23 protein-coding genes are annotated in these 20,114 nt (G+C 38.9%); 20 read left to right on the forward strand and 3 right to left on the reverse strand.

What is annotated here, in order from left to right:
* The first annotated feature begins 95 nt into the window (after positions 1 to 95).
* Genes CD152_RS09050 through CD152_RS09060 form a run of 3 tightly spaced genes read left to right on the forward strand, consistent with a single transcriptional unit; the run spans position 96 to position 2,172 of the window.
* On the forward strand, positions 96 to 1,166 hold the full coding sequence (locus tag CD152_RS09050) for a CAP-associated domain-containing protein (RefSeq protein ID WP_101140521.1): 1,071 nt from the start codon (positions 96 to 98) through the stop codon (positions 1,164 to 1,166).
* An 11-nt stretch (positions 1,167 to 1,177) separates the two neighbouring features.
* On the forward strand, positions 1,178 to 1,600 hold the full coding sequence (locus tag CD152_RS09055; protein ID WP_232237485.1) for a YlbF/YmcA family competence regulator: 423 nt from the start codon (positions 1,178 to 1,180) through the stop codon (positions 1,598 to 1,600).
* An 8-nt stretch (positions 1,601 to 1,608) separates the two neighbouring features.
* The gene (locus CD152_RS09060; protein ID WP_101140522.1) at positions 1,609 to 2,172 is read left to right on the forward strand and encodes a class I SAM-dependent methyltransferase; all 564 of its coding nucleotides are present in this window, start codon (positions 1,609 to 1,611) and stop codon (positions 2,170 to 2,172) included.
* 39 nt (positions 2,173 to 2,211) lie between these two features.
* Here CD152_RS09060 and CD152_RS09065 read toward each other — a convergent pair whose 3' ends face one another.
* Positions 2,212 to 3,123, reverse strand: a complete 912-nt coding sequence (locus CD152_RS09065) for a glycerophosphodiester phosphodiesterase (RefSeq protein WP_103214674.1) — start codon at positions 3,121 to 3,123, stop codon at positions 2,212 to 2,214.
* 79 nt (positions 3,124 to 3,202) lie between these two features.
* Between CD152_RS09065 and CD152_RS09070 the strand changes: the two genes are divergently transcribed.
* Positions 3,203 to 3,454 (forward strand): DUF2129 domain-containing protein, encoded by a 252-nt coding sequence (locus CD152_RS09070; RefSeq protein WP_413474399.1) that lies wholly within the window; start codon positions 3,203 to 3,205, stop codon positions 3,452 to 3,454.
* Here the strand turns inward: CD152_RS09070 and CD152_RS09075 are convergent.
* Positions 3,435 to 3,821: a DUF7147 family protein gene (locus CD152_RS09075; protein ID WP_101140524.1), complete on the reverse strand. Its 387-nt coding sequence runs from the start codon at positions 3,819 to 3,821 to the stop codon at positions 3,435 to 3,437. The genes CD152_RS09070 and CD152_RS09075 overlap by 20 nt on opposite strands.
* A 67-nt stretch (positions 3,822 to 3,888) precedes the next feature.
* Here CD152_RS09075 and rsmD point away from each other — a divergent pair, with 67 nt between their 5' ends.
* Both rsmD and coaD read left to right on the forward strand, forming a co-directional pair.
* Positions 3,889 to 4,425, forward strand: a complete 537-nt coding sequence (gene rsmD / locus CD152_RS09080; protein ID WP_101140525.1) for a 16S rRNA (guanine(966)-N(2))-methyltransferase RsmD — start codon at positions 3,889 to 3,891, stop codon at positions 4,423 to 4,425.
* Positions 4,422 to 4,919, forward strand: a complete 498-nt coding sequence (gene coaD, locus CD152_RS09085; protein WP_101140526.1) for a pantetheine-phosphate adenylyltransferase — start codon at positions 4,422 to 4,424, stop codon at positions 4,917 to 4,919. Before rsmD ends, coaD begins: the two co-directional genes overlap by 4 nt.
* A gap of 1 nt (position 4,920) precedes the next feature.
* On the opposite strand, the gene CD152_RS09090 is transcribed toward coaD, so the two are convergent.
* Positions 4,921 to 5,994 carry a tRNA(Met) cytidine acetate ligase gene (locus CD152_RS09090; protein ID WP_157820942.1) on the reverse strand — a complete coding sequence of 358 codons (1,074 nt, stop codon included), beginning with the start codon at positions 5,992 to 5,994 and terminating at the stop codon, positions 4,921 to 4,923.
* Positions 5,995 to 6,118: 124 nt separating this feature from the next.
* Between CD152_RS09090 and CD152_RS09095 the strand changes: the two genes are divergently transcribed.
* The 14 genes from CD152_RS09095 to CD152_RS09160 all read left to right on the forward strand — a co-directional run bounded on the left by CD152_RS09095 (position 6,119) and on the right by CD152_RS09160 (position 20,107).
* The gene (locus CD152_RS09095) at positions 6,119 to 6,634 is read left to right on the forward strand and encodes a YceD family protein (protein ID WP_012656656.1); all 516 of its coding nucleotides are present in this window, start codon (positions 6,119 to 6,121) and stop codon (positions 6,632 to 6,634) included.
* 19 nt (positions 6,635 to 6,653) lie between these two features.
* On the forward strand, positions 6,654 to 6,827 hold the full coding sequence (gene rpmF, locus CD152_RS09100; RefSeq protein WP_041635879.1) for a 50S ribosomal protein L32: 174 nt from the start codon (positions 6,654 to 6,656) through the stop codon (positions 6,825 to 6,827).
* 144 nt (positions 6,828 to 6,971) lie between these two features.
* Positions 6,972 to 8,561, forward strand: coding sequence for a bacillithiol biosynthesis cysteine-adding enzyme BshC (bshC, locus tag CD152_RS09105; RefSeq protein WP_157820940.1), 1,590 nt, complete (start codon positions 6,972 to 6,974; stop codon positions 8,559 to 8,561).
* A 138-nt stretch (positions 8,562 to 8,699) separates the two neighbouring features.
* Positions 8,700 to 9,131, forward strand: a complete 432-nt coding sequence (gene mraZ / locus CD152_RS09110; protein ID WP_101140529.1) for a division/cell wall cluster transcriptional repressor MraZ — start codon at positions 8,700 to 8,702, stop codon at positions 9,129 to 9,131.
* A gap of 9 nt (positions 9,132 to 9,140) precedes the next feature.
* Entirely contained in the window at positions 9,141 to 10,073 is a 933-nt protein-coding gene (gene rsmH / locus CD152_RS09115; RefSeq protein ID WP_101140530.1) for a 16S rRNA (cytosine(1402)-N(4))-methyltransferase RsmH, read from the forward strand.
* A gap of 12 nt (positions 10,074 to 10,085) precedes the next feature.
* The gene (gene ftsL / locus CD152_RS09120) at positions 10,086 to 10,454 is read left to right on the forward strand and encodes a cell division protein FtsL (RefSeq protein WP_101140531.1); all 369 of its coding nucleotides are present in this window, start codon (positions 10,086 to 10,088) and stop codon (positions 10,452 to 10,454) included.
* Entirely contained in the window at positions 10,441 to 12,690 is a 2,250-nt protein-coding gene (locus CD152_RS09125) for a penicillin-binding protein (RefSeq protein WP_101140532.1), read from the forward strand. Before ftsL ends, CD152_RS09125 begins: the two co-directional genes overlap by 14 nt.
* Before the next feature lie 36 nt (positions 12,691 to 12,726).
* Positions 12,727 to 13,695: a phospho-N-acetylmuramoyl-pentapeptide-transferase gene (mraY, locus tag CD152_RS09130; RefSeq protein ID WP_101041690.1), complete on the forward strand. Its 969-nt coding sequence runs from the start codon at positions 12,727 to 12,729 to the stop codon at positions 13,693 to 13,695.
* On the forward strand, positions 13,696 to 15,033 hold the full coding sequence (gene murD / locus CD152_RS09135) for a UDP-N-acetylmuramoyl-L-alanine--D-glutamate ligase (RefSeq protein WP_101140533.1): 1,338 nt from the start codon (positions 13,696 to 13,698) through the stop codon (positions 15,031 to 15,033).
* A 10-nt stretch (positions 15,034 to 15,043) separates the two neighbouring features.
* Entirely contained in the window at positions 15,044 to 15,931 is an 888-nt protein-coding gene (locus CD152_RS09140) for a cell division protein FtsQ/DivIB (RefSeq protein ID WP_165980788.1), read from the forward strand.
* A 119-nt stretch (positions 15,932 to 16,050) separates the two neighbouring features.
* Positions 16,051 to 17,427: a cell division protein FtsA gene (ftsA, locus tag CD152_RS09145; protein ID WP_101035011.1), complete on the forward strand. Its 1,377-nt coding sequence runs from the start codon at positions 16,051 to 16,053 to the stop codon at positions 17,425 to 17,427.
* A 32-nt stretch (positions 17,428 to 17,459) separates the two neighbouring features.
* A complete protein-coding gene (gene ftsZ, locus CD152_RS09150) occupies positions 17,460 to 18,593 on the forward strand; it encodes a cell division protein FtsZ (RefSeq protein WP_101140535.1) in 1,134 nt (377 codons plus the stop codon).
* A 67-nt stretch (positions 18,594 to 18,660) separates the two neighbouring features.
* Positions 18,661 to 19,467 carry a peptidoglycan editing factor PgeF gene (gene pgeF / locus CD152_RS09155; protein ID WP_101140536.1) on the forward strand — a complete coding sequence of 269 codons (807 nt, stop codon included), beginning with the start codon at positions 18,661 to 18,663 and terminating at the stop codon, positions 19,465 to 19,467.
* Positions 19,445 to 20,107, forward strand: a complete 663-nt coding sequence (locus tag CD152_RS09160; RefSeq protein ID WP_101041691.1) for a YggS family pyridoxal phosphate-dependent enzyme — start codon at positions 19,445 to 19,447, stop codon at positions 20,105 to 20,107. Before pgeF ends, CD152_RS09160 begins: the two co-directional genes overlap by 23 nt.
* The last annotated feature ends 7 nt before the right edge of the window (positions 20,108 to 20,114 follow it).

Below are 20,114 nucleotides of genomic sequence, written 5' to 3' on the forward strand. Positions count from 1 at the left end.
AATCATACTTTCTGCAATCGAATATTCATTTGATTTTAAATAATGTTAAAATAGTTATAGAATAAAGGAAGATTGTTAGAAATTGAGGTGTATTTTTGAAGAGTATATTGATAAAGCTATTATTTATATTGCTTGGCTCGGTATTTTTATTTTATCTGTTCTATTCTCCGTCGAGCAAGTTTGATATATTAGAAAATCCAGCGAAGGATAAAGTTTCGCATAAACAAATTGAAAAGAGAATAACCCATTCAGTAAAGCAACCTGCTTTAACCGAGGGAATCGGCCAGTATATCGGTAAATCTATCGATGTACTGACGAATAAATTTGGCTATCCGAATCGTATCTATAGTTCGAACTTCAGCTACAGAAATTTTGTTTACAAATTGAAGGATGCCTATTATATTGTAGGAGTGAAAGACAACCGCATCAAGATGATCTATGCGACAGGTAAGCATGCAGATGTTGCACCGTATCAAATTTTAAGTCCTTCCGGCAAAATATTCGACGGTAGCAATATTGTATCAGAACCTATTATTTCTACAAAGGACGGAGATTATCAGTTCCAGTTATCTGAAGCTGACATAAAGACGCAGGCACTTGTGGAATATGAAGGGCTCTTTATGCAGGTCTTTATCGATAGATTTACAGGTAAAATGATGGCTGTGAGGTATCTTTCTCCAGATACTTTAGTAGAAATGCAGCCTTATGCAATGAGCTATAACGGAAAGACGATAGAGAAGAAGCTCAAGGACGAAGTGCATCGAATAGAAGAAATTGCCATCAACAGTAATGAGGTCCTGACGATGTTCGAACTGACGAACACGATGCGTGAACTGAATGCACTTGAGCCTTTAGATACAAATGAAATCATCAATCATACTGCTCAATTTCAAGTAGCTAAGCTCAGCAATGAGAAGCAGCAGGTGACATCAGTAGAAGATGAAATCGGTTCTAAACTCAGGGCTGAAGGTATCGATTATCATCATCTTTCTCAAAACATTGCTTATAACTTTGAAGATGTACCAGGCGTTATCAATAGCTGGATGAATTCGGTGGAACATCGTAACAGTCTATTGAATAAAAATATCAATGCCATGGGTGGAGGCATTTCAGGGAGCTATAATTCACTTATATTTTTAGAGGATTTATCATTGAAAGAAGATTAGGAAGTGGAGTCTTGTTATATACAGAAGAAATATTTGAATGTATTGAAGGTGCTGAACACATCAATACGATGTTAAAGCACAGTAGCGCCTATCATGAATACCGTGATAGCTATATAGAAATCGAACAAAATAAAGACGTTCAGCAGCTGAAACGTGACTTTCTGAAGATAAAAATACAGTATGAGGAAGTTCAACGATTTGGCAGGTATCATCCAGACTATACGAAGATTATGATGGAGACAAGAAAGCGTAAGAAGGCGTATGATATGCATCCGCTTGTCGTCCTGTTTAAACAGAAGGAAACGCAATTGCAGCAGTTACTAGATGAGATTATTACCATCGTTGCACATGCGATTTCAAATGAAGTAAAGGTCGAAAGAGGGAATCCGTTTTTTGTAGATCATGTTTGCAGTTCAGGTTGTGGCTGTAGTTAGGAGGATATATGAATGAGGATAAGTTGATTCAAAAATGGATAAGAAAGAAGGCATTTTTGAATCGGCCGGATGAAATGCTTTATCGTAGTCGAAGTACAGATTTGCTCTACACACAGTGGATGAGTACCTATGTACTTAAATATATTCATTTTAACTATCATGATAAGGTGCTATGTATCGGTTGTCATGGTGGAAAGTGGGTTAGTGATATCGATAGAACGGTGAATATCAAAGGATATATACTCGATCAATCTGTACGTCAACTCCAGTATGCCATGCATCTTTATCCGCATTTCAACTATGATATTTCTGATGCGCATCTTCCCTTTAAAGAACGTAAGTTTCATAAGGTGATTATCAATCAGCCTTTTGACAGCTTCTATGAACATGAGGCACTCATCCATGAATTGCAGCGTGTGACAAAGAAAAAGGGGTGTATCATCCTGTTTCAGCGTAAAGGTATTTTACATACAAAGTTGAATCTTGAGACATTGTTACAAAATACTATATTGACGGTGACACAGGAAACTGCATATAAAAATATGTTGATTTATGAGCTTATAAGAAAATAAATAACATCGTGCATACGCACGATGTTATTTATTATCATATTAGTTACTGCTATTTCGTTTAAGTCTCATCGCAATGTCTGGTCGGTCGGTGACGATTGTATGTGCACCGGCATCTAACAACTGCTTCATCTGATCGATGCTATTGATCACCCAATAGCCGGGGGCGACATTTTGAGATTGCAGAAATTGTATAAACCGAGGTTGTGCCAATGAAATGCCATAAAAATGTGCAGGAATCTGAAACGTGTCCGCCTGTACATGCGCCATATTTTTATAGTTGGTACTATAAAGCAGGAAAGTACGTGCGACTTCTTTTTCTCCGGCACCGTACGCAACCTCTTTATCGCTTCGGTTACGGAAGCGTCTGATCTGCTCATCATAGAAACTAGTGATTAATACTTGGTTGAAAGCTTGAGCATCGTCAATGACTGCATATAATGCATCGATGATTCGTTTGCCAGCAGCTGTTTTTGGTCCATCTTTAATATCGATGTTAATACGAATATCCGGGAATGTGCGGATAAGGTCTGATAATGTTACGATCTTTGCATCAGGATGGGCACGAAATGGATGCTCACCGTTAATATCTGTAAATCGATAGCCAAAGTCAAGCATCTGTAACTCTGCTAATGTGTGATCATATACAGGTCCTGATCCATTACTCACGCGGTCAACCGTGGCGTCATGCAGCACAACGACCTCATTATCACGCGTTAGGCGAATATCAATCTCAAAGCCATCTACATCAAGTGTCTGGGCGTGCCTAAAGGCGAGCATTGTATGTTCAGGACGTAACTGCAGCCCACCACGATGTGCAAATATATAAGGTGCGCGACCTTTAAAGTACGGTTTGACAGTTTTGGCTGCCGGCGCTTTTCTTCTGCTGATAAGTACCGTACTGATGGTGTAGAAAGCGCCACCTATAGCAAGTAGTTTCATATATTTATTCAACTGTTTGACCTCCGAATCATTTTGATAATTTAATTTTAACAGAACACATGGTACTATTAAAGAAATGAAAGAGAGGAATATGATGATGTCCATCGTTGAGAGAACACAACTCATAATTTATATAAAGAGTCCGAAACACGAAAGACAGCTTCGCAAATTCGGACATATCGTGCATATTAATCGTAGTGAAAAATGGTTATCGATGTACATTAATAACGATAAACTAGAATGGACGCTTGAACAGCTTGAAAAACTCAAGTTCGTTACAAACGTCGTAAGTTCGTCATACAAATTACTGAAGAAGGATTATTCTAATACATCGGTGGAATAATACGTTGCAGACGTAATACACCTGTTAAATATTGATAGTAGAGTTCATCTTCATAAAAGTGCTGTTTACTTTTTATCTCATGCTCTACTATGTCAATGTTGTACTGATGTGCCCAGCTCTTGAGCATATCATATTTCTTGCTTTGACCATGATATGGATATTTGATACATTCAAATATGCTGTACATCGCCTGAAACTTATCCTGTGCTGGATGCATAATCAGTATACAGGATGTCTTCGGCTCTGCTTCGAGTGTCGTATGCAGAAATAATAGACAGTGAACACGTTCGTGATTATATTTCATCAGCTGTTCAAACTCGAACAGGTCGCTTAATCCTGTTCCTAGTGGTATAAATGTCTGTTTCATCGTTTGACTCCTTTTTTAGGTGATAAATTAAGTATACTAAATTTTTTATGGAATATGGGGGAGTATTATGAGAGTTATCGGGGGTAAATATAAACGCTTTCCTCTAGAAGCGTTAAAAGGTGTCACAAGTCGTCCGACGACAGACAAAATAAAAGAGACGATGTTCAATATTATTGGCCCATTGGAAGGGAGCGGACTTGATTTGTTTGCTGGCAGTGGGGCCCTTGGAATAGAAGGGATAAGTAGGGGACTAACGCATGTTGTATTTGTAGATGGCAGCTTCCAGGCCATCCAGGTCATCAAGAAGAATGTTTCACATCTTGATGAACAGGTTGAAGTCTATAAGAACGATTATAAACGTGCGCTCAAGGCGCTTGTTAAGCGAGAGATACAGTTCGATATCATCTTCTTAGATCCTCCATATGATAAAGGGATTATTGATGACGCACTGCCGTTCATTCGCACAAACAAGTTACTTAAACCAGGTGGCTTAATTATGATAGAATGTGAAAAGCACGAAACAATCGATACGTTAGATTATGAAGTGCTGAAGCATGATAATTATGGCATTACAAAACTAATCTTATTAAGAGGGATAGAATGAAGAATATAGCAGTTATACCTGGCAGTTTCGATCCGATTACTTTAGGTCATCTTGATATCATCAAGCGCAGTGCGGTTCTCTTTGATGTAGTTCATGTATCAGTGCTGAACAATGCAAGTAAACAAGGGTTCTTTACGATTGAAGAACGTATCGAAATGATTAGTGAAGCGGTTAAAGATATTCCGAATGTTGAAGTCGAGTATTTTCAAGGACTCCTTGTGGACTACTGTAACAAAGTAGGTGCAAAACAGATCGTGCGTGGCCTACGTGCAGTGAGTGACTTTGAATATGAGATGCAGCTGACAAGTATGAATAAGAAGCTTGATGATGACCTTGAAACATTATATATGATGACGAATAATCAGTATTCATTTATTTCATCGAGTATGACAAAAGATGTTGCAAAGTATGGTGGCGACGTTTCAAGTATCGTACCTCCGAATGTTGAACTTGCTTTAAAGCAAAAATATGCAGAAATAAACAGAAGGCCTTAATTTAAGGTCTTCTGTAGATTACTGGAGTATTGAATTCCGTCTGTGACTGATCCGTCAGTATGTTGTATACATCAGTAGCTTTAACTTCCAGTGAGAAGTAATGGGCATTCTGCTTGTTAATATTCGTGAAAACTGGGACAGGACAGAAAGTCTTTGCCTGTTTAAGATAATGTCTTCCTTGTTCATTCATAGCAAGTACACGGATTGCTTCAATCTGAGGCCTTGATTCTGATACATTGAGCAGGATATAGGTGAGCAGTCTTCGAATCCGTGCTTTCGTATAACGCTTAGTACTTAAGCGTTCTATAAGGTGGTCGTAGCTTTGAGCCTCATGAATATATTTCTTGATGCGATATTCCAGACCTTCATACATCGTGTATATTGTGCGCAGTGTACTTAAGTCACTGGAAACGATGCGATATTTTAACAGCTGAAAGAGCACGTCTTTATTTAAGGGATGTGCAATATATTGTAATGATGACTGAGGTAGTGCATGCTGGAAGTGTGCTGCGTTATAATAGGCTTTACGGATTGCAGTCGCACTTGAAATTTCTCCGGTTAATGATTCATCAAGATAAGCATTGCTGACTCTTTGTACGGGAAAGAACGAGAGTCCTTTGTGTGCGCCCTGCCTTATATATTGTGCTGCAAGGATGTCGTTACTCTTTAGGCCGTTTGACATGAGTTCTGCGTATCCGATATCTCTGCGTGTCGGCTCTGTATTATCAAGGCGCATCGCTTCATGAGTGAGCGCTTGTAGGTCATTGCTTTCACTTCCGAATGATAATATATCAGCATGTAACATGTGTGCTACTGATACGCCGCCATAGGCGAAATCATCTGCATAGCTCATGGCATAGAACTGCGGTAATTCAACGACGAGATCGCAATGATGGATGGCCATCTGTGCACGCTGAAATTTGCTGACAAATGCCGGTTCGCCGCGCTGCGTAAATTGTCCGCTCATAATTGCGATGATAACATGCTCAGGAAATGCTGCTTTTATTTTATTGATATGAAATAGATGTCCGTTATGAAATGGGTTATATTCTGCGATGATTGCTACTGCCTTCACTAGTATTTCTCCTTTTCAGCGTTTATAATGACATTGTAACAGATTTATCTGTTAAGAAAATATCTTGACAAAGTACATATATAAAGTGTAGAATAAATTTTGTGTTTGTAAGAGGTGAAACCATATGAAATGGTCATTAACTGAATTAAGAAAGCATCGTGATAATGCTTTGTCAGTTGATTCAGAAATCAACTTAAATGAATTAATCAAAAGTCTGGACTTAGTCGATTTATCTCTAATACATGTTGAAGGTAAGCTGACGCCGAAGTCTAATGAAGTTATCGCTGACTTACATCTTACGGGTCATTATGTAATGACGTGTGCAAGGTCACTTGAAGATGTAATTGTTCCGTTCGATATCCAATCGATTGAGTATTTTGATGATAGTGAATTTGAAGTTGACTATGAAGATAACAGACATCCATTAGAGAATGGTGTGATTGACCTTAAACCTGTTATCCAGGAGTTAGTCGTACTCAACAAACCTGCACGTGTGGTAAAGGATGATGTTGATCTGACATTAACGAAAGGTAACGGTTGGGAAGTTATTGATGAAAGTCAATTAGAAGAGGAATTACCTAAGGTTGATCCTAGGTTAGCGAAACTTCAAGCTTTAAAAGACAGTATGTCTGAACAATAAGTGATAGGAGGCAAAAACAATGGCAGTTCCATTTAGAAGAACATCTAAAACAGCGAAAAGAAAACGTCGTACACACTTCAAATTATCAGTGCCTGGTATGGTTGAATGTCCATCATGCGGAGAAATGAAGTTATCTCACCGCGTATGTCCATCATGTGGTTCATACAATGGTAAAGAAGTAGTATCTAAATAAGAGTGATTGTAAGAGGCCGGAAACGCGTTCCGGTCTCTTTTATTGTGTCATCGCTGACTGAGGTTGCATATTTATAAGCCGTTAAATTGTTTTTTAAGATGATAATCATTATACTAAGTAGTGATTATATGCGAGGTGTAGATAGTGGAACATTATAAATTTTTAGAAGAGTCATCAGGATCGTTTATTGATCGATATATACATACAGATTTGGATGCATTCTATCATTATGCAGTAAACGAGACGGGGTTAGAGGCTAGAAGTGGCGTACGTCCTAATGGTAGGGAACAAGAACTGAGCGATGTCATTGCACAATATATGGGTGATGACATCTCGCATGCGCAGCGCGCAAACATTGCAGCAATAAGAGAAGGACATCAAGTCGTTATCGGTGGACAGCAAGCGGGACTCTTTGTCAGCCCGATGTATACGATACATAAGATTATCTCTATTATTGTTATGGCGAATGAACAGTCAAAGCGACTTGGAAAGCATATCGTACCGGTATTCTGGATTGCAGGAGAGGATCATGATTTTGATGAAGTGAATCACGCAAATATTTACGATAACGAAAGCGTTATTCATCGCGTGAAATATTATCCGAAACAAGAGGTAACGGACTCTGTCAGTAACGTTCAGATGGAAACAGAGGCCTTCAATGCAGCCTTAAACAAGCTGATTTCATTACTGGATGAAACTGAACATACGAAACCGCTTTTTGCAATGCTCTCTCAGCTTGCAGATAACTGGACAGAACACTTTCATAGGATTGTACACGAGCTATTTAAGGCTTATGGTGTTGTGTTTATTGATAGTCATTACAGTCAATTGAGACAGTTAGAGCGAGAACTGTTAACTTGGCAGTTTGAACACCATCTTGAGATTGACCGTGCTTTCCGTGAGGGTCAGGACAAACTTGCTGAAGCTATAGGGGAACGTCAGATTGTCACGGATACGAATGTTCATTTGTTCATGCAGTATGATGGTATCCGTCAGTTACTGAAGTATGAAGCGGGTAAGTATGTGTTACCAAAGTCAGAGGTCTCATTTGATAAAGAAGAAATCTTGCAGATGATTGCCACGTCACCAGAAATATTCTCAAACAATGTCGTGACAAGACCGCTGATGCAGGAACTTGTTTTTAATACGCTCGCTTTTATCGGTGGACCTTCAGAGATTAAATATTGGGGAGAACTGACACAAGTATTCGAACTTGCGGATATTAACATGCCGGTTGTTGTACCACGTATGCGTATTACGTATATTACTCCGGAACTGTTAAAGATTATGACGCGTTATGATATAACAATAGAAGGACTGTTTGAGGAAGGTATAGAATATTTTGAGCAAAACTTCTTGAAGTCAAAAGAAAATTATTTGGTTGAACAAGAGATTAAAGCCATGCAGCAGCAGCTGGATGTCTCTTTTAAAGCGATTCATCAGCTAGATAATGATGCAGAGCTAACAGAACTGGCGCGAAAGAATCTTGAACATCATCATAGGCAGTTCAACTATTTTCTAGAGACATATCGCAAGCAGATTAAACGCAGACATAATACTGAGATGAAGCATTTCAATAAGCTGCGCAATGAGCTGACACCTGGAGGGCTGCAAGAGCGTATCATGCACCCCGCACAATTATTGAACCGTTATGGCCTGGACGTGTTCTCTGATGTTATCGATACGTTTGAAACATATCAGTTTAATCATTTAATAATTAAAACAAATGAATAAGACAAAGCCTGTTACATTGATTTCAACAATGTAACAGGCTTTTTTTATTTCAAACAATTAATTATAAAAAAATTTGCATAAATAGTGGAGGAAAGTGGGGGGGTGTGGTAAATTATATTTAAGGCGAGGTGAATCGAAATGTTTATGGGTGAATTCCAGCATCAGCTTGACGCGAAAGGCCGAATGATTGTGCCTGCTAAATTTCGCGAAGAATTAACTGAACATTTCGTGATTACACGTGGCCTTGACAAATGTCTCTTTGGATATACATTAACCGAGTGGGCAGCTATTGAAGAAAAACTAAAAGCATTACCACTCACAAGAAGAGATGCTAGAAAATTTATGCGTATATTCTTCTCCGGTGCGGTAGAAGTCGAGATGGATAAGCAAGGACGTATCAATATTCCGAAACATCTGATGGAATATGCGGGTCTATCTAAGGAAGCTACAGTTATCGGTGTATCTAGTCGGATAGAAATTTGGGATCGCAAGTTATGGTCTGATTTCTACGAAGAGACAGAAGAAGAATTTGAAACAATTGCAGAAGAATTAATTGATTTTGATTTTTAGGAGGATTCTATGTTCCATCATGTAACAGTATTATTAGAAGAAACGGTCGATCAGCTGAATATTGATCCAAATGGGATATACGTCGACTGTACGTTAGGTGGAGCAGGACACAGTCTATATCTTGTGAAGCAGTTGCAGGAAGGGCACCTCATATCGATTGATCAGGATCAGACTGCGATTGATAACGCGCACATCATACTAAAAGATTATCTGGATAAGGTAACGTTTGTTAAGGATAATTTTCGTAATCTTTCTGATATCCTTGCACATCTTGATATTCAGAAGGTTGACGGGATTTTATATGATCTAGGAGTATCAAGTCCACAGCTGGATGTAGGAGAACGTGGTTTCAGCTATCATCAAGAAGCTAAGCTTGATATGCGCATGGACCAGACACAGACACTATCAGCTTATGAAGTGGTCAATACGTGGCCATACGAAAAGCTTGTTTCTATATTTTTCCGTTATGGTGAAGAGAAATTTTCTAAACAAATTGCAAGAAAGATTGAAGCTGAACGTGAGGTACAGCCAATCGAAACAACGACTGAACTAGTTGAAATTATTAAAGCAGCAATTCCGGCACCCGCAAGAAGAACAGGAGGACATCCCGCTAAGCGTGTCTTCCAGGCGATAAGAATTGCTGTCAATGATGAATTAGGTGCCTTTGAATCATCGATAGAGCAAGCAATTGATAGTGTTAAGCCGGGTGGCAGAATTTCAGTGATAACATTCCATTCCTTAGAAGACCGTTTATGTAAACAGGTCTTTCAGGAATACAGTAAAGGACCAGATATCCCTCGTGGATTACCGGTCGTTCCCCCTGAATACCAGCCGAAACTAAAGAAAATCACTAGAAAACCAATTACATCCTCAAATGAAGAGCTCGAACATAATAATAGAGCGAGAAGTGCAAAGCTTAGAGTCGTAGAAATTTTAAAATAAAGAGGTGACAACATGGCAGTAGAGTATATCAATCCGAACTATTACAATCAGGTCAATGAACAAGTTAAAGTTAAATCTGTTCCAAAAACACATGTTGTTTCCCTTTCAAAGCTTGAAAAATTAATTTATTTAACATTAGTGTCATTGATTGCGTTTGTAAGCATCTATATGCTATCTTTGAAATACGATGCGTATCAGATGAACACTCAAATTGCAGCAATCGAAGGAAAGATTGTACACCAGCAAAGTGTCAATGGAGAACTAAATTCTGAAGTGATGAAACAGTCTTCATACGAACGTGTCTATAGTAAAGCGAAATCATACGGATTAAGCTTGAAAAATGATAACGTAAAGGTAGTGCAAAAAGATGTCACGAAGTAAACTAAAACTTAAGAAAAACAAAATAGGAGCAGTCCTCTTGATCATGTTATTCGGACTGCTCTTTTTTTCATTGATTTTTAAATATGGCATGATCATGCTTACAGGAAAGTCTAGTGGCCAGGATCTTGAAATGCGTGCGAGCGAGAAATATGTTCGGAATATTGTCAATCAGCCTGAACGTGGTAAGATTCTAGATCGCAATGGACAAGTACTTGCAGAGGATATTGAATCCTATAAACTCGTCGCCATCCTCGATAAACGATTTTCGGAAGGGAGTAAAAAACCGAGACATGTCGTTAATAAGAAGAAGACAGCTAAAGCTTTAGCTGACATCATTGATATGGATGAAAAGGATATTTATAAAGTGCTGAGCAATAAGAAAGCATTTCAGGTCGAATTCGGTAAGGCGGGTAAAGACTTGACGTTTGAGCAGAAACAGAAGATACAGAACTTGAAGATGCCTGGACTCACATTCTTCTCTGAGAAGAAAAGATTTTATCCAAATGGGAATTTCGCTTCTCATTTAATTGGTTTTGCAGAAAAAAATGGAGATACAAATGTGATGACCGGAATGCTTGGTAGTGAGAAGATATTCGATTCTTATCTATCGGGAAAACCAGGTAAAACGACCTTTAAACAGGATATATGGAACTATGTACTGCCTAAGTCAGGCAATGTCGTGCCGGCACAGGATGGGGATGATGTTACGCTGACAATTGATAAGAACATTCAGATCTTTGTGGAAGACTCGCTCGATATGATGGTCAAACGCTATAAACCGAAAGACATCTTTGCTGTCGTGATGGATGCAAAGACAGGAGAAATATTAGGAAGTAGTCAACGACCAACGTTTAATCCTCAGACAAGAGAAGGCTTCGGAGAAAAATGGGCGAACGATCTGTACCAGAATACATATGAGCCAGGTTCTACTTTTAAGACATTCGGTCTTGCAGCAGCAATTGAAGAAAATCAATATGACCCAAAAGCAAAGTATGAATCAGGTGAGCGAGAAATAGACGGCATAACGATTTCTGACTGGAATGACGTTGGGTGGGGAACAATCACGATGAGCAAAGGGTTCCAATTGTCGTCGAATGTGCTGATGATGAAACTGCAAGATAAGGTAGGCATCGACAAGATGAAGACATATTATGAAAAGTTTGGTTTTGGCAGATCGACGCAATCACTCTTTGATTCAGAAGCTAGCGGACATATTTCGTGGGATGATGAACTGAGTCAAAAAGTAAGCTCATTCGGACAGTCTACAACCGTAACTCCGGCTCAGATGTTACAGGCTGAGAGTGCAATCGTCAATGAAGGTAAGATGCTGAAGCCCTACTTTGTGAAGTCCATTAAGAGTCAGGATAATAATAATATTTATACAGGTAAGAAAGATATTACTGGACAACCGATTTCAAAATCGACAGCACAAAAAACGATGCAGCAGCTCTACGATGTTGTAAATGGTAAGGAGATGCATGCGATTAACTATGGTCTAAAGGATTATAAAGTTGCTGGTAAGACTGGTACAGCACAAGTGCCGGATACGGAAAAAGGCGGCTACGTCCAAGGGGCTAATCCATATATGGTCAGCTTTATGGGGTATGCACCAGCCAAAGACCCTGAAGTTATCATCTACTACGGTATGAGTCTCGCACAGAAGAATGATGCTGAAGCATATGCACAAGGGGTTTCAAAAGGGTATACACCCCTTATGGAAAACACATTAAAATATTTGAATGTAGGATCACCTGACAAGGATAATGCAAAGCTTATATTTAATACACCGGATGTCATCGGAAGCAAGGATGATAAGGCATCTACTGAGATTGAAAATGCTTCGCTTAAACCTGTTCGAATTGGAAACGGCCGTACCGTGACGAACCAGTTGCCTGCTAAAGGAACGAAGTTATTAGCTGATGACAAAGTATTTATTCTGACTGAAGGGGCAAAAGTGATGCCGGATATTACTGGATGGAGTAAGCGTGATCTCCTGATGTTCAGCACATTGACCGGAATAGAGATACAGTTCAAAGGTAACGGTTACGCCATCAATCAGTCTATTGATGTAAATAATCCAATAAAGCAAGGTGATAAGCTGACAGTTGAACTTGATTCATTAGACCCGCTAAAACAATCTCCAGTCTACAATGATGTTATTAAAGCGCAGCTGCAACAGGAAAAAGAAGTGTTAAAAGAACAGATAAAAGATGAAAAACAAAAAAATTCGAATTAAAAGAAAGGAAATCAGTAATTCTGATATGTGAAAATTATGAATGAAATTTATTTTGGAGTCATTGCATTTATACTTACCGCAATACTTGTCCCTTTGTTTATCCCTTTATTAAAAAGAATGAAGTTTGGTCAGTCGATTCGTGAAGAAGGACCGAAAAGCCATATGGTTAAGAGTGGCACACCGACGATGGGAGGGCTGACGTTTTTAATCAGTACAATCTTATTGAGTGCGATCGCCTGCTTCTTCGTTGAAGACAATGGACCATTGATACTATTGATACTCGTAACAGTAGGGTTTGGACTTATCGGATTTGTCGATGATTATATTATCGTTGTAAAAAAGAACAATCAAGGCCTGACATCGAAACAGAAATTTCTATTCCAGATTGTTATTGCAATTCTTTTCTATGTCGTAAGTAATGTCCTTGGATTACTATCACTTAGCAACGAAATTAATATTCCGTTTACGGATATTGGAATCCCATTATCTATATTCTATGTTATCTTCATCATCTTCTGGCAAGTAGGTTTCTCAAATGCAGTCAATTTAACGGATGGTCTTGACGGACTGGCAACAGGATTATCAATTATTGCATTCAGCTGTTATTTTTATCTTGCAATGGTGCAAGGTGCTACAGCAATGGCTTATTTCTCAGCAATCTTAATCGGGAGTCTATGCGGATTCCTGCTCTATAATAAGAACAAGGCGAAACTGTTTATGGGAGATACAGGGTCATTGGCACTTGGTGGCGTTATCGCGACAGTATCGATTATGCTGAATCAGGAATTGACATTGATTTTCATAGGGTTTGTATTTGTTGTTGAGACATTGTCGGTGATGATGCAGGTCACATCGTTCAAGCTTACGGGTAAAAGAATCTTCAAGATGAGTCCGCTCCACCATCACTTTGAGATGGTGGGCTGGAGTGAATGGAAGATTGTAACCGTGTTCTGGATTGTCGGTATATTAACTGGACTCATCGGAATTTATTTAGGAGTGAATTAGATGAAACACATACAAAAGTATCAAGGGAAAAAGGTGCTTGTTCTCGGGCTTGGAAAAAGTGGTTATGAAACAGCGAAACTGCTGTATCGTCTTGGGGCACAAGTTACTGTCAATGATGGTAAGGATGTATCGCAGACAGAGCAATATCGCGAACTGACAGAGATGGGGATTACTATTATCGGAGGTCATCATCCCCTTTCATTGCTTGAACATACGACACTCATCGTCAAGAATCCGGGTATTCCTTACACTTTATCGTTAATAGAACAGGCACAAACAATGAATATCCCTATTATTACTGAAGTAGAACTAGCTTATGAAATTACTGAAAGCTCGATTCTCGGTATTACGGGTACAAATGGTAAGACGACTGTTACATCCCTCATTGGAGATATGTTTAAAGCGCATGAACATGCAGGGTTATTATGTGGAAACATCGGTTTTGTAGCTTCGAAAGTTGCACAGAATGCAGGTGCTCATGATACACTTGTTATGGAATTATCATCGTTCCAGCTGATGGGAATTCAAGAATTCAGACCGCATATTGCGCTCATTACAAATATTTATTCTGCTCATCTGGATTATCATGGTAACCAGCAAAACTATATTGATGCAAAGATGCAAATTACTAAAAATCAGACTAGCGAAGATTACCTTATATTCAATGATAAGCAGCGTACATTGTTGCAGAACTATAATATAAAGTCTAAAGTCGTATATTTCTCTACCGATGAAAAAGTAGAGGGGGCATACATAGATCAAAATAAAGTTTATTTCTATGATGAATTTATCATTGATGTGAAAGACATCGTTCTGCCGGGCGTACATAACCTTGAAAATGTGCTGGCTAGTATTGCTGCTGCAAAACTTGCGGGCATAGATAACATTCATATTTGTGATACATTAAAGACGTTTGAAGGCATTAAACATCGCCTGCAGTTTGTAACTGAGATAGATGGTGTGAAATATTACAATGATTCTAAAGCGACCAATACATTAGCAACAAGCTTTGCGTTAGATTCATTTCATCAACCGACGCATTGGCTAGCAGGAGGACTAGATAGAGGGAATGGGTTTGAAGAATTAGACACACATATTGATCATGTAAAGCACATGTATATCTTTGGAGAAACAACTGAAAAACTTACAGCTTTTGCAGCACAACATCATATCCCTTATACGATATGCAAAGATGTGACAGATGCAGTGCTTAAAACTGCATCATATGTTGAGCGCGGTGAGGTAGTGCTACTCAGTCCAGCGTGTGCCAGCTGGGATCAATATCCAACGTACGAAGTAAGAGGAGAACACTTTATCAGTCAGGTCAAATTAATTTAGAGGTGATATGATGGAGGATAAAATTATTCATACACCACGTTTTGATGAACAAAGAAGAATGCGCAGAAAGAAACGTCAGAGACTGCAGCTATTTATCTTCTTAAGCATCGTTGCGATCGTGTCATTGATTCTTATCTATATGTTTACGAGCATCAGCTATGTAAAGAAAATATCAGTTAATGATACATCAATTAACAGTACAAAGACAATCAAAGAGAAATCAGGTATTCAATCCAATATGCGCATCTACAGTCTGGATACAAAACAAATTGTGTCAAACATTGAATATCTTGATGGGGTAAAATCAGTTACTGTCAGACGTCATTTTCCGAATACGGTCAGTATCAATGTAGAAGAATATGATGTGCTTGGTGTCGTTAAGGATGGTGAGCACTACCATCCTGCGCTAGAAAATGGACAGATTCTGCATAAGCATAATTACGCTGAACCATCAGAAGTACCCCTTATAAATAACTTTAGCAGTAAAGCACTGAATCAGCTTGTTAAAGTTTTACGTGCCTCTGATACAGCAATTATCAATCAAATTTCAGAGATTAACTTCATACCGAAAGTAGAAGCTTCTAACCGCGTCCAATTCTATATGAAAAATGGACTGGAAGTTATCGGTGATATGCGTACCATCGATAACAAACTGAATTACTTCCCGGCAATGGCAAGCAAACTCAAAAAAGATAGTAACGGTCGAATACTGAAACCAGGAATTATCGATCTTGAGATAGGAGCGGTATTTATCCCTTATGAATCGAAGCAAGCCGAGGAAAGAAGAATTGAATTAGAAGCAGCGATGGAAGAACGCTCTGAAAAAGATAAAGCTGAACTTGAAAAATCTGTAGAAAAACTGAAGAAAGAGTTAAATCAGGTCAAAAAGAACAGCTAAAGTATCAATTTTCAAAAAAAAGAGTCTAATATTCATAAAACAGTTTATAGTTTTTAAAATAACGACTATAATAAGAATAGTGTATGACTGAATAAAATGTTTTTAGGAGGTGCCTATCGATGGAAGAACATTATTACGTATCAATTGATATCGGTTCATCGAGTGTAAAAGTAGTGGTAGGGGAAAAGTTTCACAATGGCATTAATGTGATAGGTACAGGCCAGACCTTTACTACAGGTATTAAAAATGGAATGATTGATGATTTTGATGTCGCACAGCATGCGATTAAAGATACAGTTAAAAAGGCACAGATTGCTTCAGGAATTGAAATTCAGGATGTATTCTTAAAGATGCCGATTATTTATTCTGAAATTCATGATGTAGTGCATGAGATTAAATTTGAAGGTGCTTCAACTGAAATAACAGGTGAACATATTGAAGATGTTCTGGATGGCATTCGTGCTAAGAATGCTTCAAAAGATATCGAGATTATCGGTGTCTATCCGAAGATGTTTAAAGTTGATGATCTGCATGAAGTAACGGATCCAAAAGAAATGGTTGCGACACAAAGCCTGGCAGTAGATGCAGGCGTTATCACAATCGAGCGTAGTGTACTTATCAATATCTTAAAATGCGTCGAAAGCAGTGGCGTGCATGTTCTGGATGTCTATTCGGACGCTTATAACTATCAGCACATCCTGTCACCGACCGAAATCGAACTCGGCACTTGTGTCATCGATATTGGTGACCAGCTGACGCAGGTGGCTTATTATGAACGCGGTACATTATTTGATGCAGATCATATTAAGATTGCAGGTAGTGATATTACTGAAGATATCTCTGAAGAACTGAATATTACATTTGATGAAGCTGAAAAAGTTAAAGAACAATATGGACATGCGTTCTATGACCTGGCGAGCGAACAAGATGTATTTAACGTTACACAGATTGATGCCGAATCGCCCGTGAGCTTCAGCCAGAAAGATCTGAGCGATATTATTGAAGGTACAACAGAAGAAATCTTTCTTGAAGTATTTGAATTACTGCAGGAAATGGGATTAAATAAAATTAACGGTGGCTTTGTACTTACAGGCGGAACGAGTAATATGCTCGGAATCAAGGAATTACTTTCCGATATGGTAAGCGAGAAGGTAAGAATTCATATTCCACAACAGATGGGCATTAGAAAGCCTGAATTTACTTCAGCAATCTCGACGATCAATAGCGGTATAGTATTTGATGAATTATTAGATTATGTTACAATTAATAATCATGATGTGCCTTCTGAAACAGAAGAACAAGCAGTTGAAGCTGAACCGAAGAAAAGCGCATTAGATGGATTATTCAAACGTAAGAAAGACAATGTTGAAACGCGTGTCTATACTTCTAAAGAAGAAACGAACGCTGTACCAGCAGAAAGTCGTCAAGATGCGCTTGACAATGATGAAGAAAAACCAAGTATGATGAAAAAGATAATGAAATCATTATTTGATTAAAATGGCCATTTAAAATATTAGGAGGAAAAACAATGTTAGAATTTGAACAAGGCTTTAATCACTTAGCAACTTTAAAAGTTATCGGTGTTGGAGGAGGCGGTAACAATGCCGTCAACCGAATGATCGATCACGGTATGAACAACGTAGAATTTATTGCGATTAATACGGATGGCCAGGCTTTAAACTTATCTAAAGCTGAATCAAAGATTCAAATTGGTGAAAAGTTAACACGTGGTCTTGGCGCAGGCGCTAACCCTGAAATCGGTAAGAAAGCAGCAGAAGAATCACGTGAACAAATCGAAGATGCAATCCAAGGTGCGGATATGGTATTCGTTACTGCCGGGATGGGTGGCGGAACAGGAACTGGTGCTGCACCCGTTGTTGCTAAGATTGCAAAAGAGATGGGAGCATTAACCGTTGGTGTTGTGACACGTCCATTCTCATTTGAAGGTCGTAAACGTCAGACACAGGCTGCTGCAGGTGTTGAAGCCATGAAAGCGGCAGTTGACACGTTAATCGTTATCCCAAATGATCGTCTATTAGATATTGTTGATAAGTCAACGCCAATGATGGAAGCATTTAAAGAAGCGGATAACGTATTACGTCAAGGGGTACAAGGTATCTCTGATTTAATCGCAGTATCTGGGGAAGTAAACCTAGATTTCGCAGACGTTAAAACAATCATGAGCAACCAAGGTTCAGCACTGATGGGTATCGGTGTATCAAGCGGTGAAAACCGTGCAATCGAAGCAGCTAAAAAGGCGATTTCTTCTCCATTGCTTGAAACATCAATCGTTGGTGCACAAGGGGTTCTAATGAATATTACTGGTGGAGAATCATTAACGTTATTCGAAGCACAAGAAGCAGCAGACATCGTTCAGGATGCAGCTGACGAAGATGTAAATATGATTTTCGGTACGGTGATCAATCCAGAATTGCAAGATGAAATCGTTGTAACAGTGATTGCAACAGGATTCAATGACAAACCGACACGTTCGGTATCTCCTGCAAGCTCATTTGGTCATTCAGCACCAGCTCCTGAGCGTGAAGTACGCAATGAAACACCGGTGCAGGAAGCAAGAGAGCGTCAATCAAGTGATGAAGGACTAGATGTACCAAGCTTTATCCGTGATCGTGGTTCAAGAACACGTCGATCAAGAAGATAATGAAGGCTTTAATATTAGGAGTGGACCATTCTCATGTTCCACTCCTTTTTCAATATTGGGGGTCGTTATGGATATATTTAAAAGAAAAGCTGTTACGTTTAACTATAAGGATGATGAACATATAATTGGTATTACAGGTCGCAATGGTGGTGTCAGTGACTATCCAGAGTTTTCTTTGAATATGGCAAGATATATAGAAGATGCACCAGAAAATGTATCTCGCAATCAACAGCGTGTTGCTCAAGAAATCAATTTTGATACTTCAAAGTGGGTATTTCCAATTCAAAAGCATGGAAATCATATTAAAGAAGTTTCATTAGAAGACAGAGGGATAAATATTACTGAATTGACCACTGCCCTGGACGATGTGGATGGCCTCTATACATATGATAGAGAAGTATTATTGACCATGTGTTTTGCAGATTGTGTACCCATCTATATCTATAGTGCGACCGATAACTTTATCGCGCTTGGACATGCGGGTTGGCGTGGTACTGTAGGAATGATCACCGAAAAGCTCATTAATGTATATAAAGGTGATAAGACACATCTGCATTGTGTGATCGGACCTTCAATCAGTGGCAAGGCATATGTCGTTAATGATGACATCAGAGCAAAGTTTATGTCACTGAATCTCCAGCTGGAAGACTGCTTTAAACCGAATGGTGATATGTATGAAATAGAGCTGAAAGAAATCAATAGACGTATCGCGCAGCATGCTGGTATTGCCGCTTCGCATATCCATGTCTCACAGCGCTGTACCTCAACAGGAAATGAGGATTTCTTCTCATATCGAAAAGAAGCAGGTAATACCGGCAGGATGTTAGCTTATATCGGAAAGAGGGATAACAATGGAAGTCAGAAAGAATCTTGACATAATTAAACAGGAAATTGAAAGTGCACTTCAGAAATCTGCTGATCACAAAGTTCCGACTATTATTGCAGTGACAAAATATGTTACAATAGACCGAGCAAAAGAGGCGATGGAAGCAGGTATCTGTCATCTTGGCGAGAATAGAATTGAAGGCTTCCTTGAAAAACGTGAAGCTTTAGGGGATGCGACGATGCACTTTATAGGCACATTGCAATCACGTAAAGTTAAGGAGGTCATCAATCAGGTGGATTATCTGCATTCACTTGACCGATTGTCTCTTGCAAAGGAAATTGACAAACGTGCTGAAAAGACGATCAAATGTTTTGTACAGGTAAATGTTAGCGATGAACAGAGTAAACACGGAATTAAGAGAGATGAAGTGATGGACTTTATTCATGGCTTAGCATCTTATAGTCAAATTGAAGTGGTTGGTTTAATGACGATGGCGCCAGCAGCTGCAGATGAATCAGAACTAAGAAGATATTTTAAGACGATGAAGCAGCTGCAGCTAGAGGTTCAGAATGCACACCTATCTTATGCACCATGTACAGAATTATCGATGGGCATGAGTAATGATTATCAAATTGCAGTAGAAGAAGGTGCGACGTTTATTCGTATCGGTACGAAGCTCGTCGGTTAGGAGGATA

Source organism: Macrococcoides caseolyticum, from assembly GCF_002902665.1.
GTDB classification, from domain to species: domain Bacteria; phylum Bacillota; class Bacilli; order Staphylococcales; family Staphylococcaceae; genus Macrococcoides; species Macrococcoides caseolyticum.

What these genes read in the sequence shown, in the direction of transcription:
- CD152_RS09095 (WP_012656656.1), top strand. Translation starts at nt 6,119, where the DNA reads ATGAAATGGTCATTAACTGAATTAAGAAAGCATCGTGATAATGCTTTG.
- murD (WP_101140533.1), top strand. Translation starts at nt 13,696, where the DNA reads ATGAAACACATACAAAAGTATCAAGGGAAAAAGGTGCTTGTTCTCGGG.
- CD152_RS09160 (WP_101041691.1), top strand. Translation starts at nt 19,445, where the DNA reads ATGGAAGTCAGAAAGAATCTTGACATAATTAAACAGGAAATTGAAAGT.
- mraZ (WP_101140529.1), top strand. Translation starts at nt 8,700, where the DNA reads ATGTTTATGGGTGAATTCCAGCATCAGCTTGACGCGAAAGGCCGAATG.
- CD152_RS09125 (WP_101140532.1), top strand. Translation starts at nt 10,441, where the DNA reads ATGTCACGAAGTAAACTAAAACTTAAGAAAAACAAAATAGGAGCAGTC.
- CD152_RS09060 (WP_101140522.1), top strand. Translation starts at nt 1,609, where the DNA reads ATGAATGAGGATAAGTTGATTCAAAAATGGATAAGAAAGAAGGCATTT.
- rsmD (WP_101140525.1), top strand. Translation starts at nt 3,889, where the DNA reads ATGAGAGTTATCGGGGGTAAATATAAACGCTTTCCTCTAGAAGCGTTA.
- ftsZ (WP_101140535.1), top strand. Translation starts at nt 17,460, where the DNA reads ATGTTAGAATTTGAACAAGGCTTTAATCACTTAGCAACTTTAAAAGTT.
- CD152_RS09140 (WP_165980788.1), top strand. Translation starts at nt 15,044, where the DNA reads ATGGAGGATAAAATTATTCATACACCACGTTTTGATGAACAAAGAAGA.
- CD152_RS09075 (WP_101140524.1), bottom strand. Translation starts at nt 3,821, where the DNA reads ATGAAACAGACATTTATACCACTAGGAACAGGATTAAGCGACCTGTTC.
- rsmH (WP_101140530.1), top strand. Translation starts at nt 9,141, where the DNA reads ATGTTCCATCATGTAACAGTATTATTAGAAGAAACGGTCGATCAGCTG.
- ftsL (WP_101140531.1), top strand. Translation starts at nt 10,086, where the DNA reads ATGGCAGTAGAGTATATCAATCCGAACTATTACAATCAGGTCAATGAA.
- coaD (WP_101140526.1), top strand. Translation starts at nt 4,422, where the DNA reads ATGAAGAATATAGCAGTTATACCTGGCAGTTTCGATCCGATTACTTTA.
- pgeF (WP_101140536.1), top strand. Translation starts at nt 18,661, where the DNA reads ATGGATATATTTAAAAGAAAAGCTGTTACGTTTAACTATAAGGATGAT.
- CD152_RS09070 (WP_413474399.1), top strand. Translation starts at nt 3,203, where the DNA reads ATGATGATGTCCATCGTTGAGAGAACACAACTCATAATTTATATAAAG.
- rpmF (WP_041635879.1), top strand. Translation starts at nt 6,654, where the DNA reads ATGGCAGTTCCATTTAGAAGAACATCTAAAACAGCGAAAAGAAAACGT.
- ftsA (WP_101035011.1), top strand. Translation starts at nt 16,051, where the DNA reads ATGGAAGAACATTATTACGTATCAATTGATATCGGTTCATCGAGTGTA.
- mraY (WP_101041690.1), top strand. Translation starts at nt 12,727, where the DNA reads ATGAATGAAATTTATTTTGGAGTCATTGCATTTATACTTACCGCAATA.